This is a genomic window from Paraburkholderia sp. BR10954 (assembly GCF_040965775.1).
Taxonomy (GTDB): Bacteria; Pseudomonadota; Gammaproteobacteria; order Burkholderiales; family Burkholderiaceae; genus Paraburkholderia; species Paraburkholderia youngii.
Genome location: NZ_JBFRCK010000005.1, coordinates 192,403 through 214,096 on the forward strand (window position 1 = coordinate 192,403; position 21,694 = coordinate 214,096).

Sequence of the window (21,694 nt, forward strand, 5' to 3'; positions counted from 1 at the left end):
GTCGCACCAAAGCGGGCGATCCGCGGCAAGCGGTTCGCCCGCTGCTTTACTAGCCGCTCTGCTTTACTAGCCGCTCTTCTTCTTGCGGCCGGCGCCCATCTCCAGTTCGATCCATGCGGGCGCATGATCGCTCGCATGCGGTTCGCCGCGCACCCAGCGGTCGACGCCCGCGTCTCGCAGACGCGGCGCGAGATCGGCGCTCAGCAGCAGATGATCGATGCGCAACCCCGAATTCGTGTCCCAATGACGGCGGAAATAATCCCAGAACGTGTACACACGTTCGTCGCCGAAATGCGTGCGCAGCGCGTCGGTCCAGCCTTGCGCGAGCAGCTTTCGATAGCGCTCGCGGCTCTCCGGCTGCAACAGCGCATCCTTTAGCCACGAGCGCGGGTTGTAGATGTCTTCGTCGGTCGGCACGACGTTGAAGTCGCCGGCGATCACGACCGGGTGGCCGCTCTCGTAGAGCTGCGCCGCATGCGCGATCAGATGATCGAACCACGCGAGCTTGTAGTCGAACTTGGGGCCCGGCTGCGGATTGCCGTTCGGCAGGTACAGACACACGATCAGCACGCCGCCGACCGCGGCCTCGATGTAGCGGCTATGCGTGTCGTCTTCGAAACCGGGCAGACCGCGCCGCCGCTCGAGCGGCGCTTCGCCTTTGGCCAGAATCGCCACGCCATTCCATGCGCTCTGGCCTTGCCAGACGGCGCCATAACCGGCTTCGCGCAAGGCGTCGACGGGAAACGCGCTATCCACTGCCTTCAGTTCCTGCAGACACACGACGTCCGGCGCCTCGCGCTCGAGCCATTGAAAAAGCGCCGCCTGGCGCGAGCGGATTCCGTTGATGTTGAACGTCGCAATGCGCAGCTTCGCCATGATCGTCCCTCCGTCGCCTGTGGCACCGCGAGCACCGACCCCATTTTGGCCCGGTTGGCCCGTTCCAAATTTATCACCCGCAACTTTCCGTCCAGCTCGAAGCTGTCGACATCCGCAGCGAAGCTACCCGCAAGTCTGATGAATGGCACCGGAAGCAGATGCTAATTGGAAGGTAAGAGGATGTGTATTGCATTATAATTTTGTGCGCCCATGAGCCGCCGGCACGATGCCGACTACGGCGAGGCGGGTTGCCCGCCTGTTTTTTACTGACTGTCTTCAAGTCGTTTCAATGGAAGCTGCAATGAACGCTGCCCCCGCCTGCCCGCAATGCGCGATGGAAAACACCTACCTTGACGGCACGCTGTACGTGTGTGCGGACTGCGGTCACGAATGGTCGGCAAACGCTGGCGCCGATGCGAACGATGAACCCGCCGGTAGCGTCGTCAAGGATGCGAACGGCAACGTGCTGGCCGACGGGGATTCGGTCGTGCTGATCAAGGATTTGCGCGTCAAGGGTTCGTCGATCACGCTGAAGATGGGCACCAAGGTGAAGAGCATCCGGATCGTCGGCGGCGATCACGAAATCGACTGCAAGACCGACGCCGGCAGCTTCATGCTCAAGGCCTGCTTTCTGAAGAAGGTCTGACGGGCCGTTCGCCGTTGGCGGCCCCGCTCCGAAGCGCGGTTCGCACTGCATGATTCAATCGACTGGTTGGCTACCCGAGCATACCGAGAATGGCTGAGGATCGAACCTCGTACGACGCGTTCGTCAAATTCCTGTCCACGCCAATCAGTGATGGGCAACCGTTCGTGCTGGAGACGCAGCACGCGGTGTCGCTACACTTCGATCACTTCTCCACTCAGAGCTTCATGTCGCTCAGCAACCCGGAGAAGCTCACGCTCGGCTATACGCGCGCGATGATGGGATTTCTGTTGCTGCAGCCCGCCCCCACGCACATCTGCATGATCGGACTAGGTGGGGGTTCGCTGGCGAAATATTGCTATCGGCATCTGCCCGAGGTCGCGATCGAAGCGGTCGAGATCAGCCCCGAGGTGATCGCGCTGCGTGACGTATTCAGGATTCCGGCGGACGACGCGCGGTTCAAGGTGGTTTGCGCCGATGGCGCGGACTACCTGATGCAGGATGACATCCGCACGGACGTGATCCTGCTCGATGCGTTCGTCGCGGAAGGGATCGCGAGCCGCTGTGCGAACCTCGCATTCTTCGCCGCCTGTCGCGAACGACTAACCGAGACGGGCGTTCTAGTCATCAACTTCACGGACGATGATCCGGCCATACCGCAGCACCTCGAGTGGCTGAGATCCGCATTTGGCGTTTGCTATGCGCTCGTTCGGTGCGGCGACGACAGCAACTTTGTCGCGTTTGCCTGGAAAAGCGGGCATCGTTTGCCGCCCAGACAAGTGCTACTCGAGCGTGCCCTCTCGTTTGCCTTTGCAGACGAACTCAAACTGTCCGTCACTGCGCGCCGCCTGAAAGAAGGAGAGCGCCTCGATCCGAAGCGGCTGATCTGGCGTGAGCAAGGACAGGGGCACTGGGAAATCGGCGGTTGACCGGCGCGAGGCGTCAGCCCGGACGTTACTTTCCGCGCTTGGCTAGCGGGCTCTTGGTCTTGTAGGTCACGCCGTGACGCTCGAGATACTCGCGGATCAGTTGGCGGACGACTTGTGACGGCGTCAGATCCTGCGCCGAGCAGAGCATTTCGAATGCCTCTTTCTTGGCGGGGTCGATCAGGACGGTCAGGCGTGCGGTTTTCGTTTCCATTGCGAGGACGAGTCGGCAAATATGCTAACCAAATTATAATGCATTTGCTTTCGGCGGCACGATCAGAACCGGCATTTCACGCCAGCATTCTTCCGTCCTCGTGTGAGCTCAGTGCCTGCGCTCGAACCGGCTGAAACAGGTCAACAGATCATCGACGACCGGCACGATCGCCCGCGTGACGAGTGCGCCAGCGAGCGGCACGGTCGACACGTAGCCCACATGCTTGAAACCGATCGCGCCGATCAGGCCGCCCACGAAAAACGACGCGAGCATCGTGCCGTGGATCCTCAGCTTCGCGCGGTTTGCGATGACCGCGTGCTCGTCGTCGACGAGCGCCGACCGATTCCAGTAAAAAAGCTTACCCAACTCGATACCGAGGTCCGTGACGATGCCGGTCATGTGTGTGGTCCGGATCTCCGCACCCGACAGCTTGGTGATCATCGCATTCTGCAGCCCCATGATGAAGCACAGCAGGATTACGGTCAGGGGGACGAAGAACGCTTCGCGTAGCGCGAGGTGGCTGCCGAGCAGACCGAACAGCAGCAGCAGCGCGGCCTCGACCACCAACGGCAGCACGTACTGGCTTTGCAGGCTGCGGCGGCGCCCCCAGTTGACGAGCACGGCCGAGCACCCCGCTCCGATCAGAAACGACGCCAGCGAACCGATGCCAGCCAGCACGAGCCGGAGGTCGCCGAGCGCCGCCTGGTCCGCGATCGCGGACACGATGCCGCTCATGTGCGACGTGTATTGCCTGACCGCGAGAAAGCCGCCCGCATTGGTGGCGCCGGCGACGAAGGCAAGAGAAAACCCGAGCTGACGGTTCGCGCTCGTGCTGCGGTGTTTTCCCGTCAGGCTTCGAAAGTACTGCGCAGGCATAGGATCACTCAATCCCTCGGAGCAACGGCAAAGACGTGGCGAATATGTGGTTCACATGATAATGGCATTATCATATCCTGTTATCCAGATTGGTTTCTGATGTCATAATGCGATTCGAGTGAGGCCGGCAAGCCGGAGCTCATTCCATGCTCCTCGTCCAAACCGAGCGTACTGGAGACATTCCGGATGGCACCTTTCCCGGTCGTCCATTTCGTCCTGCTGGTCGCAGCCGCCTGGCTCGCGATCGGCACGCTGGGTCTCGGAGTTCTGCATCGCACGCGATTCGTCGCTCACGGGCTGTTTCCGCTCGGCGCGCTGGGAGGGCTGCTGCTGGGTGCGGCGGGACTCGCCGCCATCTTCACCGAACCGACCACCGCGGTGCTGCCCATCGGCCTGCCCGGGTTGCCGTTTCATCTGCGCGTCGATGCGCTATCGGGCTATTTCCTGTTCGTGCTGGGTGTCGTCAGCGCGGGGATCGGCGCGTTTTCCGCCGGTTATTTCCGCAAGGGTGAAGGGTCGGCGCCAGGACTCATCTGCTTCGAGTACCACGTTTGCATCGCGAGCATCGCGCTCGTGCTGATCGCCGACGACGCCTATGTGTTCATGGTCGCCTGGGAAACGCTGACGCTGTCCGCGACGTTCCTCGTGATGACCAATCATCGGCTCGGCGAAATCCGCCGCGCAGGCTACCTGTATTTCCTGATCTCCCACGTCGGCGCGCTCGCGCTGCTGCTTTGCTTCGGCATCCTGCAGGCGCGCACCGGCGACTACACGTTTGCCAACCTGCGCGCGCAGTCGCCCGACGCGTTCTGGGCCTCGCTCGCCTTCCTGTTCGCGCTGGTCGGATTCGGTGCCAAGGCGGGCGTGTTCCCGTTGCACGTGTGGCTGCCGGACGCCCATCCCGCGGCGCCATCCCCTGTATCGGCGCTGCTCAGCGGGTTCGTGCTGAAGGTCGGTCTGTATGGCCTGATCCGCACCGTGTTCGACCTGCTGCACGTGCAGATCGCCTGGTGGGGCGCGCTGCTGCTCGTGCTGGGCATCGGCACCGCGCTGCTCGGCGTGGTGTTCAGTACGATCCAGGTCGACATGAAGCGTCTGCTCGCGTATTCGTCGATCGACAACGTCGGCCTGATGATCGTCGCGCTCGGGCTCGCGCTGCTGTTTCGCGCGTACGGGATGACGGAGCTGTCCGCGCTTGCGCTGACCGCGATGCTCTACCAGATCGTCGCGCATGCAGCGTTCAAGAGCCTGCTGTTCCTCGGCACCGGGGCCGTGCTGCATGCCACCGGGGAGCGCAATCTCGGCAAGCTCGGCGGCCTGCTCCGTGTTATGCCGTGGACCGCCTGGGCCGTGCTCACGGGCGTCGCGGCCAGCGCTGGCTTGCCTCCGATGAGCGGCTTCGTGGCGGAGTGGCTGCTGCTGCAAAGCTTTCTGTTCACGCCCGGTCTGCAGAATTCCGTGCTGGCGATGACGGTGCCGATCGCGGCCGCGCTCGTCGCGATGACGGCAGCGCTGGCCGGTTACACGATGGTCAAGTTCTTCGGCATCGTCTTCCTCGGGCAGCCGAGAGAAGCGAAACTGAGTCGCGCACACGACGCGAACAGATGGGAACGGCTCGCGTTCTGCTGGTTCGCGGTGGCCGGTGTGCTGCTCGGACTGATGCCCACGCAGTTCGTCAAGGTGCTGGACCGGGTCACGCGCGTGCTCGTCGGCGCCGGAATCGGCGCGGAGAATCATGGCTGGCTGATCTTCGTGCCGGTATCGACCGCGCGGGCGAGCTACATGCCCGTCGTGTTCATGCTGTTTTTCGTCGCCTGCTGCGGCCTTGCGTGGGTGCTGGTGCGGCGCTTCTACCACGGTCGGCTGCGACGGGCCGCGCCGTGGAGTTGCGGCTTCCCGTTCACGACCGCGCGGATGCAGGACACGGCGGAAGGCTTCGGGCAACCGATCCGCGAGATTTTCGCACCGCTGCTGCGCATCGAGCGGCAATTGCCGTCGCCATTCGACGCGCAGCCGGCCTACCGGGTCTCGGTCGTCGACCGCACGTGGTCGATTCTGTACGAGCGTATCGCGGCACTCACGCAACGCGCGGCGGAATGGGCGGGTCGGCTGCAGACGGGCCGGATCGCCGTGTACCTGACCTACAGCTTCGCCGTGCTGATCCTCCTGCTGATGCTGGTGAGACGATGGTGACTGTATCCGGCGTGCTGTCGCAAAGCCTCGAGATCATCGTGGCGCTTGCCGCGGCGCCACTGCTCACGGGCTGGGTCAACCAGTGCCGCGCGTGGCTGCAGAACCGGCGCGCACCCAGCATCTGGCAGCCTTACCGGATGCTCCACAAGCTGTTCAACAAGGAGTCGGTCGTCGCTCATGGCGCAAGTCCGGTGTTCCGTGGCGCGCCCTATGTCGTGTGGGCCGCGATGACGCTCGCCTGCGCAGTCGTGCCGACGCTGTCGACCGAATTGCCGCTGTCTCCCGCCGCGGATGCGATCGCGCTCGTCGGCCTGTTCGCGTTCGCGCGCGTCGCGCTGTCGCTAGCGGCAATGGATGTCGGCACGGCATTCGGCACGCTCGGCGCGCGCCGCGAGATGCTGGTCGGTTTCCTCGCGGAACCGGCCCTGCTGATGGTGCTGCTGTCGGCCTCGCTGATCACGCAGTCGACCCTGCTCACGAGCATCGTCGCGACGCTCGGCCACAGCGAGCTGACCATCTACCCGAGCCTGGCATTCGCCGGCATCGCGTTCACGCTGGTGTCGCTCGCCGAGAATGCGCGGCTGCCCGTCGACAATCCGACCACCCACCTCGAGCTGACGATGATCCACGAGGCGCTGATCCTCGAATATTCGGGGCGGCATCTCGCGCTGATGGAATGGGCGGCCAGCCTCAAACTGTTCGCCTACTCGTGCATCGGTATTGCGCTGTTCATGCCGTGGGGGATCGCCGCGGCGGGTAATCCGCTTGCGCTGCTGTTCGCGGTGCCGGCACTGTTCGTCAAGCTGATAGTGGGCGGCGCCGCGCTGGCGGTGGTCGAGACCGCCAACGCGAAGATGCGGATTTTCCGGGTCCCGGAGTTCCTTGCGACCGCCTTCCTGCTCGCCGTGATCGGCATGCTCGTCCATCTGCTGCTGGGAGCCTGAATGCACGCGTACGCGACGCAACTGATCAATTTCCTCGCGGCCGTGCTGCTGATGCTGTCGTTCGCGATGCTGAGCCAGCGCCGCATCCTGTCGCTGATCCATCTCTATACGTTGCAGGGTGTGGCGCTGGTGCTGGCAATCCTGATCCTCGGTTTCGTGACGGATGATGCGCATCTGTACGTGTCGGCCGGACTGACGCTCGTGCTGAAGGTCGGCGTGATTCCGTGGATTCTGTATCGGCTCGTGCGCAGGCTCGACATTCAGGCCGACGTCGAACCGCTGATCAACATTCCGACCACGCTGCTGATCGGCATCGTGCTCGTGATCGTCGCGTTCAACGTCGCGTCGCCGATCAGCCAGCTCGCGACGTCGGCCGCGCGCGGCACGCTCGGGATCGCGCTTGCGTGCGTGCTGTTGTCGTTCATGGCGATGATCACGCGCGCGAAGGCGGTTCCCCAGGTGATCGGCTTCCTGTCGATGGAAAACGGGCTGTTCTTTGCCGCCACGGCCGCGACCAACGGCATGCCGATGATCGTGGAACTCGGCATCGGACTCGACGTGCTGGTCGGGATTCTGATTCTGGGCGTCTTCATGTTCCAGATTCGCGAGCAGTTCGACAGCCTGGACATCCATCACCTCGAGAAACTCAAAGATGAATGACGCCCACGTCGTGCTCGCCGTGCTCGGCATTCCGCTCGTGGCGGCCGCATGTCTCGCGGGCGTGCGCCCCGCTCCTGTCGCGCGCAACCTGAACGCCGGCTTCAGCTTCGTGACGTTCGCGGCCACGTTGGTGCTCGCCGCGCGCATCGTCGAACGCGGACCGTCGTTCGCGTTCGATCGTGCATTCTTCGTCGATCCCCTGAACGTGTACCTCGTCGCGCTGACTGCATTCGTCGGCTGGACGACGTCGCTGTTCTCGCGGCCGTACATGCAGATCGAAGAGGCGCGAGGACGGATGACGGCGACGCGGATGCGCCTCTATCACAGCATGTACCAGTTGTTCATGTTCGCGATGCTGCTCGCGCTGCTGACCAATAACCTCGGCGTGCTATGGGTCGCGATGGAGGGCGCCACGCTCGCGACCGTGCTGCTCGTCAGCGTCTATCGGACCGCCGCGAGCCTCGAGGCCGCCTGGAAGTACTTCATCCTGTGCGGTGTCGGCATCGCGCAGGCCTTGTTCGGCACGATCCTGCTGTACCTCGCCGCGAGCCGGCAACTGAGCGACGGCGATGCGCTGCTGTGGACGAGCCTTGCAGCCGCCAAGACGCACCTGGACCCGTCCATCGTGTCGATCGCCTTCGTGTTCCTGCTGGTCGGCTACGGCACGAAGGTCGGACTCGTGCCGATGCACAACTGGCTGCCAGACGCGCATGCCGAAGGCCCGACACCTATCTCAGCGGTGCTGTCCGGGCTGCTGCTGAACGTCGCGCTGTACGCGGTGCTGCGCTGCAAGGTGCTGGCGGACGGCGCGCTCGGCAATGGCCTGCCGGGACGATTGCTGGTCGGGTTCGGGCTCGTCTCGGTGCTGATCGCGTCGTTCTCGCTGTTTCGGCAGAAGGACGTCAAGCGGCTGTTTTCGTATTCGTCGATCGAGCACATGGGACTGATGACGTTCGCGTTCGGCCTCGGCGGCCCGGTTGCGACGTTCGCCGGTCTGCTGCATATGACCGTCCATTCCCTCGTCAAGTCGGCGATCTTCTTTGCGGTCGGCCACGCGACGCAAAAGGCGGGTACCCAGGCGATCGATGGCATTCGCGGGCTGCTGCAGGTCAACCCGACGGTCGGCTGGGGCATGATGCTCGGCGTGCTCGCGATTCTCGGACTGCCGCCGTTCGGCGTGTTTGCAAGCGAATTCCTGATCCTGACGACCGCGATGAACACGCTACCGTGGACAGCGCCGCTGTTGCTGCTGGGCCTCGCCGTTGCGTTCGCGGCGATCTTCGCGCGCGTGCAGCGAATGGTGTTCGGCGAAACGACGACGGCCAAGCCGCTCGAGCATCGCCCCGCACCGCTGCCGGTATTCGTGCATCTCGGCTTGGGGCTGATGCTTGGGCTCTATGTGCCACCGTATCTGGCAACATGGTATCGCCAGGCCGCAACGATGTTGGCGGGGTGACGGATGCGACTCGAATCGATGCAACTTGCCGCCACCCGCCTCACACATCGTGCGGGCCAGATTCCAGCAGCAGTGGTGAGCGCCGATGAATCAGCGTGGCTCGAGCTTGCGCGCACCGCGCGAGCGGAGCAGCGGCGCCTCGTTGCAATGTGGGGCAGCGAAGCAGTCGCAGACGGTTTCTCGGTGAACGCCGCGTACGAATGCGATGACGGCATAGCGTGGGTGCACCTGCCGATCGGGCGTCAGCAGAATGCCGGTGGAGACTATCCCGATCTCGCCACCGTTTTCCCGTGCGCGACTCGCATGCAACGAGCGATCTTCGATCTGATCGGCCTGCGCGCGCGTGGCGCCCAGGACACGCGCGCGTGGCTCAATCACGGCAACTGGCCCGATGATTATTTCCCGCTGCAAAGGCAGGCGACCGGTGTCGAAGCCTTCGAATCGAGCGAGGCGGACTACCCGTTCGTGCAGGTTGTGGGCGATGGCGTACACGAGATCGCTGTCGGGCCGATTCATGCCGGCACCATCGAGCCGGGGCATTTCCGCTTCTCGGTCGTCGGCGAGAAGGTGCTGCGCCTCGAAGAACGTCTCGGCTATGCGCACCGCGGCGTCGAGCGGCTGTTTGAACGTACTCCCGCATCGCACGGTCATCGGGCTGCCGCGAGGATTGCGGGCGACTCGACCGTCGCGTTCTCGTGGGCCTTTTGCATGGCGCTCGAGCAAGCCAGCGGCACGCAACTGTCGAAGCGCGCACTGTATCTGCGTGCGCTTCTGCTCGAACGCGAACGCGTGGCCAACCACCTCGGTGACCTCGGCGCGCTCGGGAACGACGCCGGGTTCGGCTTCGCACTCGCGCAATTCTCGCGGCTCAAGGAGGACTGGATACGCACGAACGCCCGCCTATTCGGACATCGGTACCTGATGGATCGGATCGTACCGGGCGGTGTATCGGTCGATGTTCGCCCCGACGACGCGGCGGTGCTGACGGAGCAATGCGATCGCATCGAACGCGAGGTTCACGTGATGCGCAAAGTCTACGAAGACCAGTCCGGGCTGCAGGATCGGTTCCTCGGCACGGGACGATTGACGCCCGCTGTCGTCGAGCATTTCGGCGTGCGTGGCATGGCCGCCCGCGCCAGCGGCCGAACCTTCGACGTTCGCGCGAACTTGCGCGCTGCTCCGTACGACGACATCGCGGTCAATGCGGTCAGCGATGCGCGCGGCGACGTTGCCGCACGCGTCGCCGTGCGCTTCGCCGAGATCGATGAATCCCTGCGCCTGATCCGCAGGCTGCTGACCAATCTTCCCGATGACGGTCCCGCGGTCGTCGCCATGACGCCTGCAACGGCGCACGCGCAAGGCGTAGGCTGGGTGGAAGGCTGGCGAGGGGACGCATTCGTCGCCCTCGATCTCGCCCCGGGCGACGTCATCGGCCGATGCCATTGCCACGATCCGTCATGGCAGAACTGGCCGGCGCTCGAGCACGCGATCATCGGCAACATCGTTCCCGATTTCCCGCTGATCAACAAGTCGTTCAACCTGAACTACGCGGGGCACGATCTCTGATGTGGCAACTGATCCGGCAATTCGCGCGCACCGATTTCCCCGACGAACCCGCGCCGGCGGCGGAAGACGCATGGCTTCACGAGGAGCGACGCATTCGCGGGGACATACTCGGTCTGCTCGGGCGGGCGCTGTGCATCCGGCAGATCGATGCGGGTTCATGCAACGGTTGCGAGCTGGAGATTCACGCGCTGAACAACCCGTACTACAACATCGAAGGGCTTGGCATCAAATTCGTCGCGAGTCCGCGGCATGCGGACCTGCTGCTCGTGACCGGGCCGGTGACGCTGAATATGCGCGCGGCCCTGCTCGCCGCGTATGACGCGACCCCCGCTCCGAAACTCGTCGTTGCCGCCGGCGAGTGCGCATGCACGGGCGGCATTTTTGCCAATAGTTACGCGGTGTGCGGTCCGGTTTCGTCGATCTTGCCGGTCGACGTGACGATCCCCGGATGTCCGCCGCCGCCGATCGATTTGCTGCGAGGCATCCTCACAGCCTGCCGGGCGCGTTGAGCCGCAGGTCGTTTTCCCCAGGGCAAAACGTGCAACTTTGCCCGTTTTGCGCGACTCCACACGGGCTCCATCCTGATCATTGCGCATATTGGCCTGCCTTTATTGCGCGGATCGGCTTTGCGTTTGCAGCGAGTCTTTAATACCGTTGTAGCTGCACCTGCAACGGCACTTAAATTGCTGCTCAATGGTTTGTGTCAACGCGATGCGTTGGACATCGACGCGTCGTCAGCCTGCATTGACCTTTCAATGGAGTCAACAGATCGTCATGACCACGCCTACAGAATGTCAGCATTGCGGGGACACCCCCGCTTCAGAGTCGGCCGCCGAGCAAACCATCACACCTTCCCAACCGTCACGCCGCCGCTTCCTGCAATCGGCGGCGGCCGCCGCGACGATCGGCGCGGCGCCGAATCTGCGCGCGCAAGCGCAGGCACCCGCCGCACCCGCGCCGCAAAGCAACCCCGTGGTGCCGCCGCGCCCCATTACATTGACCGTCAACGGCCGCGCATACGCGCTACAGCTCGAACCGCGCGTGACGCTGCTCGACGCGTTGCGCGAATACGCCGGTCTGATGGGCACGAAGAAAGGCTGCGACCGTGGTCAATGCGGCGCCTGCACGGTGCTCGCCGACGGCCGCCGCATCAACTCGTGCCTAACGCTCGCGGTCATGCATGAAGGCGAGAACATCACGACCGTCGAAGGACTCGCGAGCAACGGCACCTTGAGTCCTGTGCAGGCCGCGTTCATCGAACACGACGCGTTCCAGTGCGGCTACTGTACGCCCGGGCAGTTGTGCTCGGCGACCGCCCTGCTCGGCGAATTCCGCAGCGGCACGGCGAGCACGGTGACCGCCGACGTGCGCGCGCGTCCCGCCGCGCTCACCGACGACGAAATCCGCGAACGCATGAGCGGCAACATCTGCCGCTGCGGCGCGTACGTGAACATCGTCGCCGCGGTGCGCGCCGCGCACGAGCACGCCTGACGGAGACCGACATGGATGCGATCTCCTACGAACGCGCCAGCGACGTCGCCAGCGCGGTACGCGCCGCGCAACAGCCCGGCGCGGTGTTCATCGGCGGCGGCACGAATCTGCTCGATCTGATGAAGGGCGGCGTCGCGCGGCCGGTGCGGCTCATCGATATCACGCACATCGGCGGCCTCGACTCGGTGACGACGCTGCCCGGCGGCGGCCTGCGCATCGGCGCGCTGGTGCGCAATAGCGACGCGGCCAATCACGCGCTGGTGCGCGAGCAGTACCCGCTGCTGTCGCAAGCGCTGCTCGCGGGCGCGTCGCCGCAATTGCGCAACATGGCGACGGTCGGCGGCAATCTGCTGCAACGCACCCGCTGCGGCTACTTCTACGACACCGCTTTTACGCATTGCAACAAGCGCATCCCCGGCAGCGGCTGCGCGGCGCTCGACGGCCATAACCGCGCGCACGCGATCCTCGGCGCGAGCCCGCAATGCATCGCAGTCAACCCATCGGACATGAGCGTCGCGCTGGCCGCGCTCGATGCGCTGGTGCGCGTGAGCGGCCCCAGCGGAGAGCGCACCATCGCGTTCGCCGACTTCCATCGGCTGCCGGGCGACCGGCCCGACGTCGATACCACGTTGCAGCCCGGCGAGCTGATCACCGCGGTCGATCTGCCGCCGCCGCTGTTCAGCGCGCATTCGCACTATCTGAAGGTGCGTGACCGCGCGAGCTATGCATTCGCGCTCGTATCGGTCGCGGCCGCGTTGCAGATGGACGGCGAGCGCGTGCAGAGCGCGCGCATCGCGCTCGGCGGCGTCGCGCACAAACCGTGGCGCGCGAACGTGGCCGAACACATGCTGAGCGGCCAGCCGCTCGACCAGGCCACGCTGAAGAACGCCGCCGCGGCCGCGTTGAGCGGCGCGCAGCCGCGTCACGACAATGCCTTCAAGGTCCAGCTCGCGCAGCGCGCGATCGTGCGCGCGGTCAACCAGGCCGCCGGCAACGCGGGAGGTGTCGCATGAATCTGATCGGACAACCGCTCGATCGTGTCGACGGTCTGCTGAAGGTGACCGGCGACGCGCGTTATGCAGCCGAATTCCCCGGGGCGCGCCTCGCGCATGGGGTGCTCGTGACGAGCACGATCCCGGCCGGCACGATTTCGTCGATCGATGCGAGTCGCGCCGAGGCCGTGCCCGGCGTGCTGCTCGTGATGACCTACCAGAACGCGCCGCGTCTGCCGAACGGAGGCAAGTCCGCGTTCTCGCCTCCGGCCGGCCGGCACCTGTCGCTGCTGCAAGACAACCAGGTGCACTACAGCAACGAGCCGGTCGCGGTGGTCGTCGCCGATACGCTCGAACATGCGACCGATGCCGCGCGCCAGCTGCGCATCGTCTATCAGCCGGGCACCGCGGCGCTCGACTTCGAGCAGGCGAAAGCGCACGCGCATGCGCCGGACAAGCCGCAGGGCCGGCAGACCGATACGCAGCGCGGCAGCTTCGAAGACGGCATGCAAAACGGCGACGTGCATATCGAGGCCACCTACACGACGCCGATCGAGCATCACAACCCGATGGAGCCGCACGCGACGATGGCGCACTGGGACGGCCCGCAGTTGACGGTCTACGACTCGACCCAGGGCGTGAGCGGCACCGCGCAGGTGCTCGCGAAGACGTTCGCGATCCCCGTGTCCGACGTGCGCGTGATTTCGCCGCTGATCGGCGGCGGCTTCGGCTGCAAGGGCTCGTCGTGGTCGCACGTGTCGCTGTGCGCGATGGCCGCGCGGCAAACCGGGCGGCCCGTGCGGCTCGCGCTCGAACGGCCGCAGATGTTCGGCCCGGTCGGCGCGCGGCCGCGCACCGAGCAGCACTTCGTGATCGCCGCGCGGCATGACGGCACGCTGACCGCGATGCGCCACGACAGCATCTCGAACACGTCGATGATCGAAGACTGGACCGAGACCTGCTGCATGGTCACGCGCATGCTGTACGCGGTGCCCAACCAGGTGACGACGCACCGGCTCGTGCAGCTCAATGTCGGCACGCCGACCTTCATGCGCGCGCCGGGCGAGACCACCGGCTCGTTCGCGCTCGAATCGGCGATGGACGAACTCGCGGTCGCGCTGAAGATGGACCCGCTCGCGCTGCGCCTGAAGAACTACGCGGACAGCGATCCGCAGGAGCACAAGCCGTGGTCGGGCAAGTCGCTGCGCGAGTGCTATCAGATCGGCGCCGAGAAGTTCGGCTGGTCGCGCCGCTCGCACACGCCACGTTCGACGCGCAACGGCAATACGCTGATCGGCATGGGCATGGCGACTGCGACCTATCCGGCCAACCGCAGCGAGGCGTCGGCGCTCGCGCAGATTCTGCCGGACGGCACCGCGGTGGTCGCCTCGGGCACGCAGGACATCGGCACCGGCACCTACACGGTGATGACCCAGGTCGCCGCCGATGCGCTCGGCTTCACGCCCGAGCAGATCCACTTCGCGCTCGGTGATTCGTCGCTGCCGCGCGCGCCGGTGTCGGGCGGCTCGCAGTCGGCGGCCAGCGTGTCGCCCGCGGTGCGCGACGCGGCGAGCCAGGCGCGCAGCCAACTGATCGCGCTGGCGCTCGCCGATGCGGCCTCGCCCGTGCATGGCTTGCCGCTCGACGACGTCACCGTCGCAAGCGGCTGGGTCGTGAGCCGCTCGCAACCCGACAAGCGTGATCCGGCCGCGGCGATCATCGCGCGCGCGGGCGGCAAGCCGATCGAGGCGACCGCCACCGTGAAGCCAGGCGACGAGAAGCAGAAGTACTCGTTTCACTCGTTCGGCGCGGTGTTCGTCGAAGTCCACGTCGATGCCGAGTTGGGCACGATCCGCGTGCCGCGCGTGGTCGCGGTGTACGACGTCGGCCGCGTGCTGAATCAGAAGACCGCGCGCAGCCAGATGATGGGCGGCATCGTGTGGGGCATCGGCGCGGCGATGCAGGAAGAAAGCACGCTCGATGAGCGCTTCGGACGCTTCACCAACGCGAACCTCGCCGAGTATCACGTGCCGGTAAACGCCGATATCGGCACGATCGACATTGCGTTCATCGACCGGCCCGATCCGTACATCAACTCGCTCGGCGTGCGCGGGATCGGCGAGATCGGCATCACGGCCGTGGTGGCCGCGATCGCGAACGCGGTGTACAACGCGACCGGCGTGCGGGTGCGCGATCTGCCGATCACGCTGGACAAGGTGGTGCGGACCTGAACTGGCGGCAGCGACGGAAACGATGCAACTGCGAAAGCCGGAGCGGCGCGCGGCTGGCATCGGGCTTGTCCTGCCGCGCTTGCCTCCCGCCCCGTTGCATCGCACAATCGGGGCACTCCTCTCTACCGGTATCCGCCGATGGCCTATGCCTCGCTCGCCACTGGCGTGTTGCTCGCCGCCGGTTCCGGCTCGCGCTTCGATCCGCGCGGGCTGCACAACAAACTGCTCGCACGCATGCCCGACGGCACCCTGGTCGCGCATGAAGCCGCGCATCGGCTGCTGCAGGTCGTCACGCGGGTGCTCGCCGTGGTGCGGCCGGGCTCCGATGCGCTCGCCCGCGTGCTGAACGATGCCGGCTGTGATGTCGTGTTCGCGGCCAACGCCGAGCGCGGCATGGGCGCGAGCCTCGCCGCCGGCATCGAAGCGTGCGACGACGCCGAAGGCTGGATCGTCGCACTCGCCGATATGCCGCGCATCGCAATTCCGACGATCGAAGCGGTAGCCCGCGCACTCGACAACGGCGCGCCGCTCGTCGCGCCGTTCTACGACGGCCAGCGCGGCCATCCGGTCGGCTTCGGCAGCGAGTGCCGCGACGCGCTGCTCGCGCTGGACGGCGACACCGGCGCGAAGGCGCTGCTCAGGTCACGAGCGCTGACGCGCATCGACGTCGACGATCCCGGCATTCTGCGCGACGTGGATACGCCGGACGATTTGCGCACGCTCTAGCAGGCGGCCAATCTCAGCCTGGCCGCGACTGGCTGCTGAGGCGTTTTGTTCTGCGTACTGCTTTTGCTGATCTGGCGGACAGTGTTCGGAGAATTCGCGAACTACACCAAACACGTGCGCTCCCAGGGCCACGACAGCGACGCGCGACGAGCCGAAAAGCCGCGACCGTCGCTGGATGGACAGATTGAGCGCTCGATCCGCGGCCTTCCAGGCACGCGATTTGCGCGCTGCAAGTTTCGCGCGCAAGCCGTGCCGATTACGCCTAAGCTGAGGTGACGCCATGTTTTTTTCACATGCGGCGCCTTGACGACCGACGGCCTTGACGCCTCATCCGCCCCGCCTCGAACCCCCAGACGCAAGCCCATGAGCGAAACCACTCCACGCCTTTTCATCGTCTCGCCCCATTTCGACGACGCCGTGTTCAGTTGCGGCGCCTTGCTCGCCGCCCATCCCGACGCCGCCGTCTGCACCGTGTTCGCAGCGCCGCCCGAACACGACATGCACACGGAGTGGGACCAGAAAGCGGGCTTCGCGAACGCTCATGAAGCGGTCCGCGAACGCACGGTCGAAGACAACCGCGCGCTCGAAGTGCTCGATGCCATTCCGCTGCGCATGCCGTTTCGCGACAGCCAGTACGCCGACTCGCCGTCGATCAGCCAGATGGCGGCGGCGCTGGAGGAAACGATTTACCGCACGACCGCGAACACGCTGCTGATGCCGCTCGGCCTGCATCACGAGGATCATGCGCGGGTATTCGAAGCGTGCTGCGAAATTCTGCCGCGCCTCACGCATCTGGACTGGTTCGGTTACGAGGAAGCGATTCACCGGCTCACGCCGGGCGCGGTGCAGGCGCGGCTCGCCGATCTCGCGCAGCGCGGCATCGTCGCGACGCCGGCAACGCCGAGCGCGGGCCACACGATCGACATGCAGCGCCGCGCGCATCTGAAGCGCGAAGCGGTCAACGCGTACGCGAGCCAGTTGCGGGCGTTCGGCCCCGGCAATTACGAAGACGTGTTCGCGACCGAGCGCTACTGGCAGCTCAGCGTCGGCCGCAAACGCGCGAGAAAATAGGAAAAATGGAGCGAGCAGGAAGCGCGGCGAGCGCCTACGCTTGAAGACAGATAACCAACGCGGCGGCGGGCATCGACGGTAACAACCGCCCACGCCGACCCGCGCATTTCAACCGCAAGGGTGACGCAATGAGCTACGACATGCACACCAGCCCGATTCCCGACCCGAACGCCGATCCGAACCGCGACCCGGAAGCCGACCCGCTGGTGCCGCCGTCGCCGGGGCATCATGTCGAGGAGCCGCAGCGGCCTGACGGGCCGCCGGACAAGGACCCGGTGTAAAGGGAGCCGCGCTCGACGCAGCGTCAGCCTGTCAAGTCGCTGAAGCCCTGCAGCAGGCGGTCGATATCGGCCGCGTGAATGTTGCCCATCGTCGAGATGCGGAACAGCTCCGCCGACAGGCCGCCCTGCCCCGCATAGATCACGAAGCCGCGCGCCTTCAACGCGTCGTGCAGTTGCGGATACGCGATACCGTTGGGCAAGCGGTACGCGCGCAACACCACCGACGACTCCTGAGCCGGCAACACACTGCCGATGCCGCGCGCGGCCAGGCCCGCGCGCACCTGCTCGGCAAGCGCCGCATAGCGCGCATGACGCGCGCGCCAGCCGCCTTCGTCGGCGAGTTCACGCAGCGCCTCGACCAGCGCGTAGTACGCGTGTACCGACGGCGTAAACGGCGTGTTGCGCTGATCCTGCAAACGCGCGAGCCGCGCCAGATCGAGGTAGTACGTGCGGCTCGCCGCGCGTGCGAGCGCCGCACGCCGCACCAGTACGAACGACGCGCCCGGCACGCCATGCAGGCACTTGTTGGCGGTCGCCGCGAGCGCGTCGAGGCTCGCGTCCGCAAAATCGATCGCTTCGGCGCCGAAGCTGCTGACACCGTCCACCAGCAGACGCAGGCCGCGCTCGCGGCACAATGCGCCGAGCGCCGCGATGTCGTTCAGACGGCCCGTGGTCGTTTCGTGATGAATCACCGCGACGTGCGTGAACGACTTGTCGGCGTCGAGCCGTTCGGCGATCTTCGCGAGATCGGGCGCGGCCATCCAGTCGTGCTTCAGCGCTTCGTGCGCGATGCCGTATTGCGCGGCGATCTGCGCGATGCGCTCGCCATACACGCCGTTTTCGACGACGAGCAGCTTGCCGTTTTGCGGCACCAGCGCGGCCGTCATGCTTTCGACGGCGGCCGTGCCGGAACCGGTCATCAGCACTGCCTGCCATTGGTTCGGATCGAGCCCGTACACGTCGACGAGACGCGTGCGCGCCTCTTCCTGCAGGTCGAAAAATTCGCTCTCGCGATGGCACAAGTCCGTCTGCAACAGGCTGTTGCGGACACGTTCGGTGAGCGTCACCGGGCCGGGATTGAGCAGCAGCATTAGCGCTCCTGTTGGCATAGGGTTCAGATCGCGCCGATGTGGCGCATCAGGCGTGTCTTCACATCGGGCGGCGTAATGGTCGGGCGCGGCAGGCCGTCGGGCGTGCCGCGGCGGATCGTCAGGCGTGCGAAGCGCGGCCCGTCAAGCGGCGGCGCGGCGAACAGTTCGTCGATGACTGCCGGATCGTCGCTCTCGACCGCCGACGCGTAACCGCACGCGGCCGCGACACCCGCGAACGACACTTGCCGCGACACTGTCGCCTGGCCGCCGGTCGAATCGTGCGCGCCGTTATCGAGCAGTACGTGCGTGAGGTTCGACGGTCCGTACGCGCCGAGCGTCGCGAACACGCCCATGCGCATCAGCGCGGCGCCGTCGCCGTCGAGCGCGACCACGCGCAGGTCCGGGCGCGCGAGCGCGAGGCCGAGCGCGAACGGCGTCACGCAGCCCATCGAGCCGACCATGTATAGCTGGTTCGCGCGATCGTCGATCGCATAGAGTTCGCGGCCGCAAAAACCGGTCGACGCGAGTACCACCGTCGAGTCGAGCGGCGTATGCGCGATGACCTTTTGCAGCGCGTCGTGGCGCGTTGCGAGTTCGTTCGCGGCGATATCGCGGAACTGCGCGCGGAACTGCGCGCGGAACTGCGCACGAGGCTCGACCGGCGTGCGCCGCGCGAGCGCGCCGCCGTCCTTCAGTTCATACGGTGCGACGCTGCCCTTCTGCATCACGAGCGCGTACGGACGGCCGGTGGCGTCCATATGCGCGATCGCGCGATCGAGCGCCGGGCCGATCGCGGCGGCCTCGGTCGGGAACGTCTCCCACGGAATTTCCATTGTGTCGAGGATCGCCGGCGTGATCGGGCCCATCAGCGCGTGTTGCGGCTCGTCGGCAACCCCCGGCTGGCCGCGCCACGTGACGATCAGCAGTTGCGGCAGGCGGAAAGTCCAGGTCAGCGAGGTCAGCGGGCTGACCGCATTGCCGAGCCCGGAGTTCTGCATCATCGTGATGCCACGCCGGCCGTTCTTCGCGCCGAGCGCGACGCCCGCGATCAACGCGACCGCGTCGCCCTCGTTGGCCGCCGACACGTAGTGCAGCGATTCGTCCTGCAGCACGTAGTTGATGAACGGCGTCAGATACGAGCACGGCACGCCCGCATACCAGTCGAAACCGCGCTCGCGCGCCGCCTCGACGAACTGTGCTGCTTCGATCATTGCGCGCCTCCGTGTGCATCGTTCGCCGTTGCGCCGCCGACGGCCGTCGCGAACGGAGCCTGCGCGTGCGCGAAGTCGCCCGCGCGGCGGAAATCGTCGAGATCGTTGACGCCGCGCCAGTGGCCGTGCACGTATTGCACCTCGATCGACTCGCCCGCTTCGATCAGCGCGTTCAGCAGCGCGGGCATGTCGAGCGACGCGAAATCGTCGCGCGTCCGCAACTCGCGCATCACCGCTTGCAGGCGTTCAAGACCCGCGCCGCGCACGTTCAGCAACCCCACCCAGCGGCCATGCGGCACTTGCGCGGCGCTCGCCGCCGACGGCTGCTCCCGCCCGCTCGCGACATGCCGCAGCACGACCTTGTTGCCGAACAGACCGCGATCGTCGGCGGCCGAGCACCACGCGAAATCGCGCACGCTCGCGTTCTCCGTATCGGTCAGCGACGAATCGACGACCACGCTGAAGGCGGCCTCGCTTTCCACCAGATCGCGCAGGATGTAGCTGCGAAACAGCAGGTCGCCGTACGAAATGACGGTGTCGCCGCTCAGTTTATCGAGTGCGCATGCGAGCGACGCGAGCTCGCCGGTCTGCGCGTGCTGCTCGTTCACGACGAGGCGAATGCCCGCGGTATCGATCGCGTCGGCGCGATAGCCGCCGACCACGGTGATGTCGTTGACGCCCTGCTTCTTGAACGCGTCGACGAGCCAGCGCAGCAGCGGTTTGCCGGCGATCGGCAGCATCACCTTCGGACGCTCCCCGGTCAACGCTTCAAGGCCCTTGCCGCGGCTCGCGGCGAGCACGACGGCCGAGCCGGCCGCGCGGCCGCCCGACAGATAGCGGTCTTCGGCCTCCGAATATTCGTCGGCGTCCTGCAAACGAAAGATTTCGTTGACCGCCGCGATGCCGTCCTCGACATTGACGAGCGTCTCGCTCGCATGGATTTCCTTCGCGACCGCCTGCATCGCCGAGGTCGCCGCGCGGATCAGATGGTTCGCCCAGATCACGGTGCTGATGCCCGCTTCGCGGAACACCTCGGTCGGCGTGCTGTAGTACTTGGTCGGCACGATCACGAGCGGCGCGCGACCGGCCCATTCGCGCGCGAATTCGAGAATCTCGTCGGGGCGCGACAGCTTGCTGTGAATCAGGATCGCATCGGCGCCTGCCCGTCGATACGCTTCCGCGCGGCGCAGCGCTTCGTCCATGCCCCAGCCCGCGATCAGCGCCTCGACGCGCGCGACGATCGAGAAATGCTCGTCGTTCTGCGAGTCCTTGCCGGCCTTGATCTTGCCGCAGAATTCGTCGATATCGGCAAGTGGCTGCGCCTCGCCATTAATGAAGCTGTTGGTCTTCGGAAACTGCTTGTCCTCGATGCACACGCCGGCGATGCCGCGCTGTTCGAGCTTGCGCACGAGGCGGCGCACGTTGTTGAAGTTGCCGTAGCCGGTGTCGCCGTCGAGCAGGATCGGCAGATCGCTCGCGTCGGCCATGAATTCCAGCGTATCGACCACCTGCGTCCAGCTCGCCTCGTTGTTGTCGCGCACGCCGAACTGCGCGGAGATCGCGAGGCCCGAGCCCCAGATCGCCTTGAACCCGGCTTCGCGAACGATGCGCGCGGACAGGCCGTTATGCGCCTCCATCATGAATTCGAGTTCACTGCTGACGAGCATCTGGCGCAGGCGCGCACTGCGGGACTGGGAAACGAAAGCGGGTTCGCGTGCATTCATTCTTCGGGACTCCTGGTGGCGGGCGGATTGCCGTTCTTCTATGCCCGGCTGGCAATCGGAAAAGGGCGACTATAGCGGAATTTTTTATGGCGAGTCTTTTGGAATGCCGCAGCGATTTTTCGTGGTTGCACTTAAGTGGAAAAATGTGTCGTTTTTTGCATACGCCGTCATTTAATGGGATTTTTGCAATTGGATTGGCGTTTTGTGGAATGTTGATGCGAACCTTGCTGGGTTTGGCTCGGCAGGTTGTCCGGCACTTCGTGCTGCCCGTTTTATGTCGATTTTCGTGCGCATTTTTCAATCGCTTCGCTTTACCAAAAAACGCCGGTTAATTCAGATTCCCGGATATTGCGCAATTGTCTTTTTCAAAATGAGCGCGCACGAGCGCCACTAAAAGTGTTAATAAAATCCGCTTATTAATCAGATGAATGGCGATGCAAAACAGCGGGTTTCCCCTGCCTCGACCAACTCGATTTCCCGCCGTTAACACAGCGAGCGGCATCCGACCGCGAACCACTAGAC

General features: G+C 65.3%; 20 protein-coding genes. 14 read left to right on the forward strand and 6 right to left on the reverse strand.

The window, feature by feature from the left end:
* Positions 1-66 precede the first annotated feature (66 nt).
* A complete protein-coding gene (gene xth / locus AB4Y34_RS10190) occupies positions 67-876 on the reverse strand; it encodes an exodeoxyribonuclease III (protein ID WP_176107688.1) in 810 nt (269 codons plus the stop codon).
* A 301-nt stretch (positions 877-1,177) separates the two neighbouring features.
* Here xth and AB4Y34_RS10195 point away from each other — a divergent pair, with 301 nt between their 5' ends.
* Positions 1,178-1,522: a zinc ribbon domain-containing protein YjdM gene (locus tag AB4Y34_RS10195; protein ID WP_176384260.1), complete on the forward strand. Its 345-nt coding sequence runs from the start codon at positions 1,178-1,180 to the stop codon at positions 1,520-1,522.
* Between the two features lie 89 nt (positions 1,523-1,611).
* Positions 1,612-2,448, forward strand: a complete 837-nt coding sequence (locus AB4Y34_RS10200; RefSeq protein WP_176384262.1) for a spermidine synthase — start codon at positions 1,612-1,614, stop codon at positions 2,446-2,448.
* Between the two features lie 25 nt (positions 2,449-2,473).
* On the opposite strand, the gene AB4Y34_RS10205 is transcribed toward AB4Y34_RS10200, so the two are convergent.
* Both AB4Y34_RS10205 and AB4Y34_RS10210 read right to left on the reverse strand, forming a co-directional pair.
* Entirely contained in the window at positions 2,474-2,659 is a 186-nt protein-coding gene (locus tag AB4Y34_RS10205; RefSeq protein ID WP_090809355.1) for a CopG family transcriptional regulator, read from the reverse strand.
* Positions 2,660-2,767: 108 nt separating this feature from the next.
* Positions 2,768-3,535, reverse strand: a complete 768-nt coding sequence (locus AB4Y34_RS10210) for a YoaK family protein (RefSeq protein WP_368715944.1) — start codon at positions 3,533-3,535, stop codon at positions 2,768-2,770.
* A gap of 186 nt (positions 3,536-3,721) precedes the next feature.
* Here AB4Y34_RS10210 and hyfB point away from each other — a divergent pair, with 186 nt between their 5' ends.
* The 12 genes from hyfB (at position 3,722) to AB4Y34_RS10270 (ending at position 17,146) form a co-directional block, all read left to right on the forward strand.
* On the forward strand, positions 3,722-5,728 hold the full coding sequence (gene hyfB, locus AB4Y34_RS10215) for a hydrogenase 4 subunit B (RefSeq protein ID WP_368715945.1): 2,007 nt from the start codon (positions 3,722-3,724) through the stop codon (positions 5,726-5,728).
* A complete protein-coding gene (locus AB4Y34_RS10220) occupies positions 5,722-6,672 on the forward strand; it encodes a respiratory chain complex I subunit 1 family protein (RefSeq protein ID WP_176384268.1) in 951 nt (316 codons plus the stop codon). The genes hyfB and AB4Y34_RS10220 overlap by 7 nt, the downstream gene beginning before the upstream one ends.
* Positions 6,673-7,332, forward strand: coding sequence for a formate hydrogenlyase (locus AB4Y34_RS10225; RefSeq protein ID WP_176384270.1), 660 nt, complete (start codon positions 6,673-6,675; stop codon positions 7,330-7,332). It begins immediately after the preceding gene.
* Positions 7,325-8,788 (forward strand): hydrogenase 4 subunit F, encoded by a 1,464-nt coding sequence (locus AB4Y34_RS10230; RefSeq protein WP_368715946.1) that lies wholly within the window; start codon positions 7,325-7,327, stop codon positions 8,786-8,788. Before AB4Y34_RS10225 ends, AB4Y34_RS10230 begins: the two co-directional genes overlap by 8 nt.
* 3 nt (positions 8,789-8,791) lie before the next feature.
* A complete protein-coding gene (locus tag AB4Y34_RS10235) occupies positions 8,792-10,354 on the forward strand; it encodes an NADH-quinone oxidoreductase subunit C (protein WP_368715947.1) in 1,563 nt (520 codons plus the stop codon).
* Positions 10,354-10,863, forward strand: a complete 510-nt coding sequence (locus AB4Y34_RS10240) for an NADH-quinone oxidoreductase subunit B family protein (protein ID WP_368715948.1) — start codon at positions 10,354-10,356, stop codon at positions 10,861-10,863. Before AB4Y34_RS10235 ends, AB4Y34_RS10240 begins: the two co-directional genes overlap by 1 nt.
* Positions 10,864-11,128: 265 nt before the next feature.
* Complete coding sequence (locus tag AB4Y34_RS10245) at positions 11,129-11,845, forward strand: (2Fe-2S)-binding protein (protein ID WP_368715949.1); 717 nt, start codon at positions 11,129-11,131, stop codon at positions 11,843-11,845.
* Positions 11,846-11,856: 11 nt separating this feature from the next.
* The gene (locus tag AB4Y34_RS10250) at positions 11,857-12,858 is read left to right on the forward strand and encodes a xanthine dehydrogenase family protein subunit M (RefSeq protein WP_368715950.1); all 1,002 of its coding nucleotides are present in this window, start codon (positions 11,857-11,859) and stop codon (positions 12,856-12,858) included.
* Entirely contained in the window at positions 12,855-15,068 is a 2,214-nt protein-coding gene (locus tag AB4Y34_RS10255) for a xanthine dehydrogenase family protein molybdopterin-binding subunit (RefSeq protein WP_368715951.1), read from the forward strand. Before AB4Y34_RS10250 ends, AB4Y34_RS10255 begins: the two co-directional genes overlap by 4 nt.
* A 138-nt stretch (positions 15,069-15,206) precedes the next feature.
* Positions 15,207-15,794 (forward strand): NTP transferase domain-containing protein, encoded by a 588-nt coding sequence (locus AB4Y34_RS10260; protein WP_368715952.1) that lies wholly within the window; start codon positions 15,207-15,209, stop codon positions 15,792-15,794.
* Between the two features lie 363 nt (positions 15,795-16,157).
* On the forward strand, positions 16,158-16,865 hold the full coding sequence (locus AB4Y34_RS10265; RefSeq protein WP_176384288.1) for a PIG-L family deacetylase: 708 nt from the start codon (positions 16,158-16,160) through the stop codon (positions 16,863-16,865).
* A 128-nt stretch (positions 16,866-16,993) separates the two neighbouring features.
* A complete protein-coding gene (locus AB4Y34_RS10270) occupies positions 16,994-17,146 on the forward strand; it encodes a hypothetical protein (RefSeq protein WP_008921009.1) in 153 nt (50 codons plus the stop codon).
* A gap of 23 nt (positions 17,147-17,169) precedes the next feature.
* Here the strand turns inward: AB4Y34_RS10270 and AB4Y34_RS10275 are convergent, their stop codons facing one another.
* Genes AB4Y34_RS10275 through aepX form a run of 3 tightly spaced genes read right to left on the reverse strand, consistent with a single transcriptional unit; the run spans position 17,170 to position 21,172 of the window.
* Complete coding sequence (locus tag AB4Y34_RS10275) at positions 17,170-18,237, reverse strand: 2-aminoethylphosphonate aminotransferase (protein WP_368715953.1); 1,068 nt, start codon at positions 18,235-18,237, stop codon at positions 17,170-17,172.
* 23 nt (positions 18,238-18,260) lie between these two features.
* Entirely contained in the window at positions 18,261-19,448 is a 1,188-nt protein-coding gene (gene aepY / locus AB4Y34_RS10280; protein WP_368715954.1) for a phosphonopyruvate decarboxylase, read from the reverse strand.
* Positions 19,445-21,172, reverse strand: a complete 1,728-nt coding sequence (aepX, locus tag AB4Y34_RS10285) for a phosphoenolpyruvate mutase (protein ID WP_368715955.1) — start codon at positions 21,170-21,172, stop codon at positions 19,445-19,447. The genes aepY and aepX overlap by 4 nt, the downstream gene beginning before the upstream one ends.
* Positions 21,173-21,694: the final 522 nt, after the last annotated feature.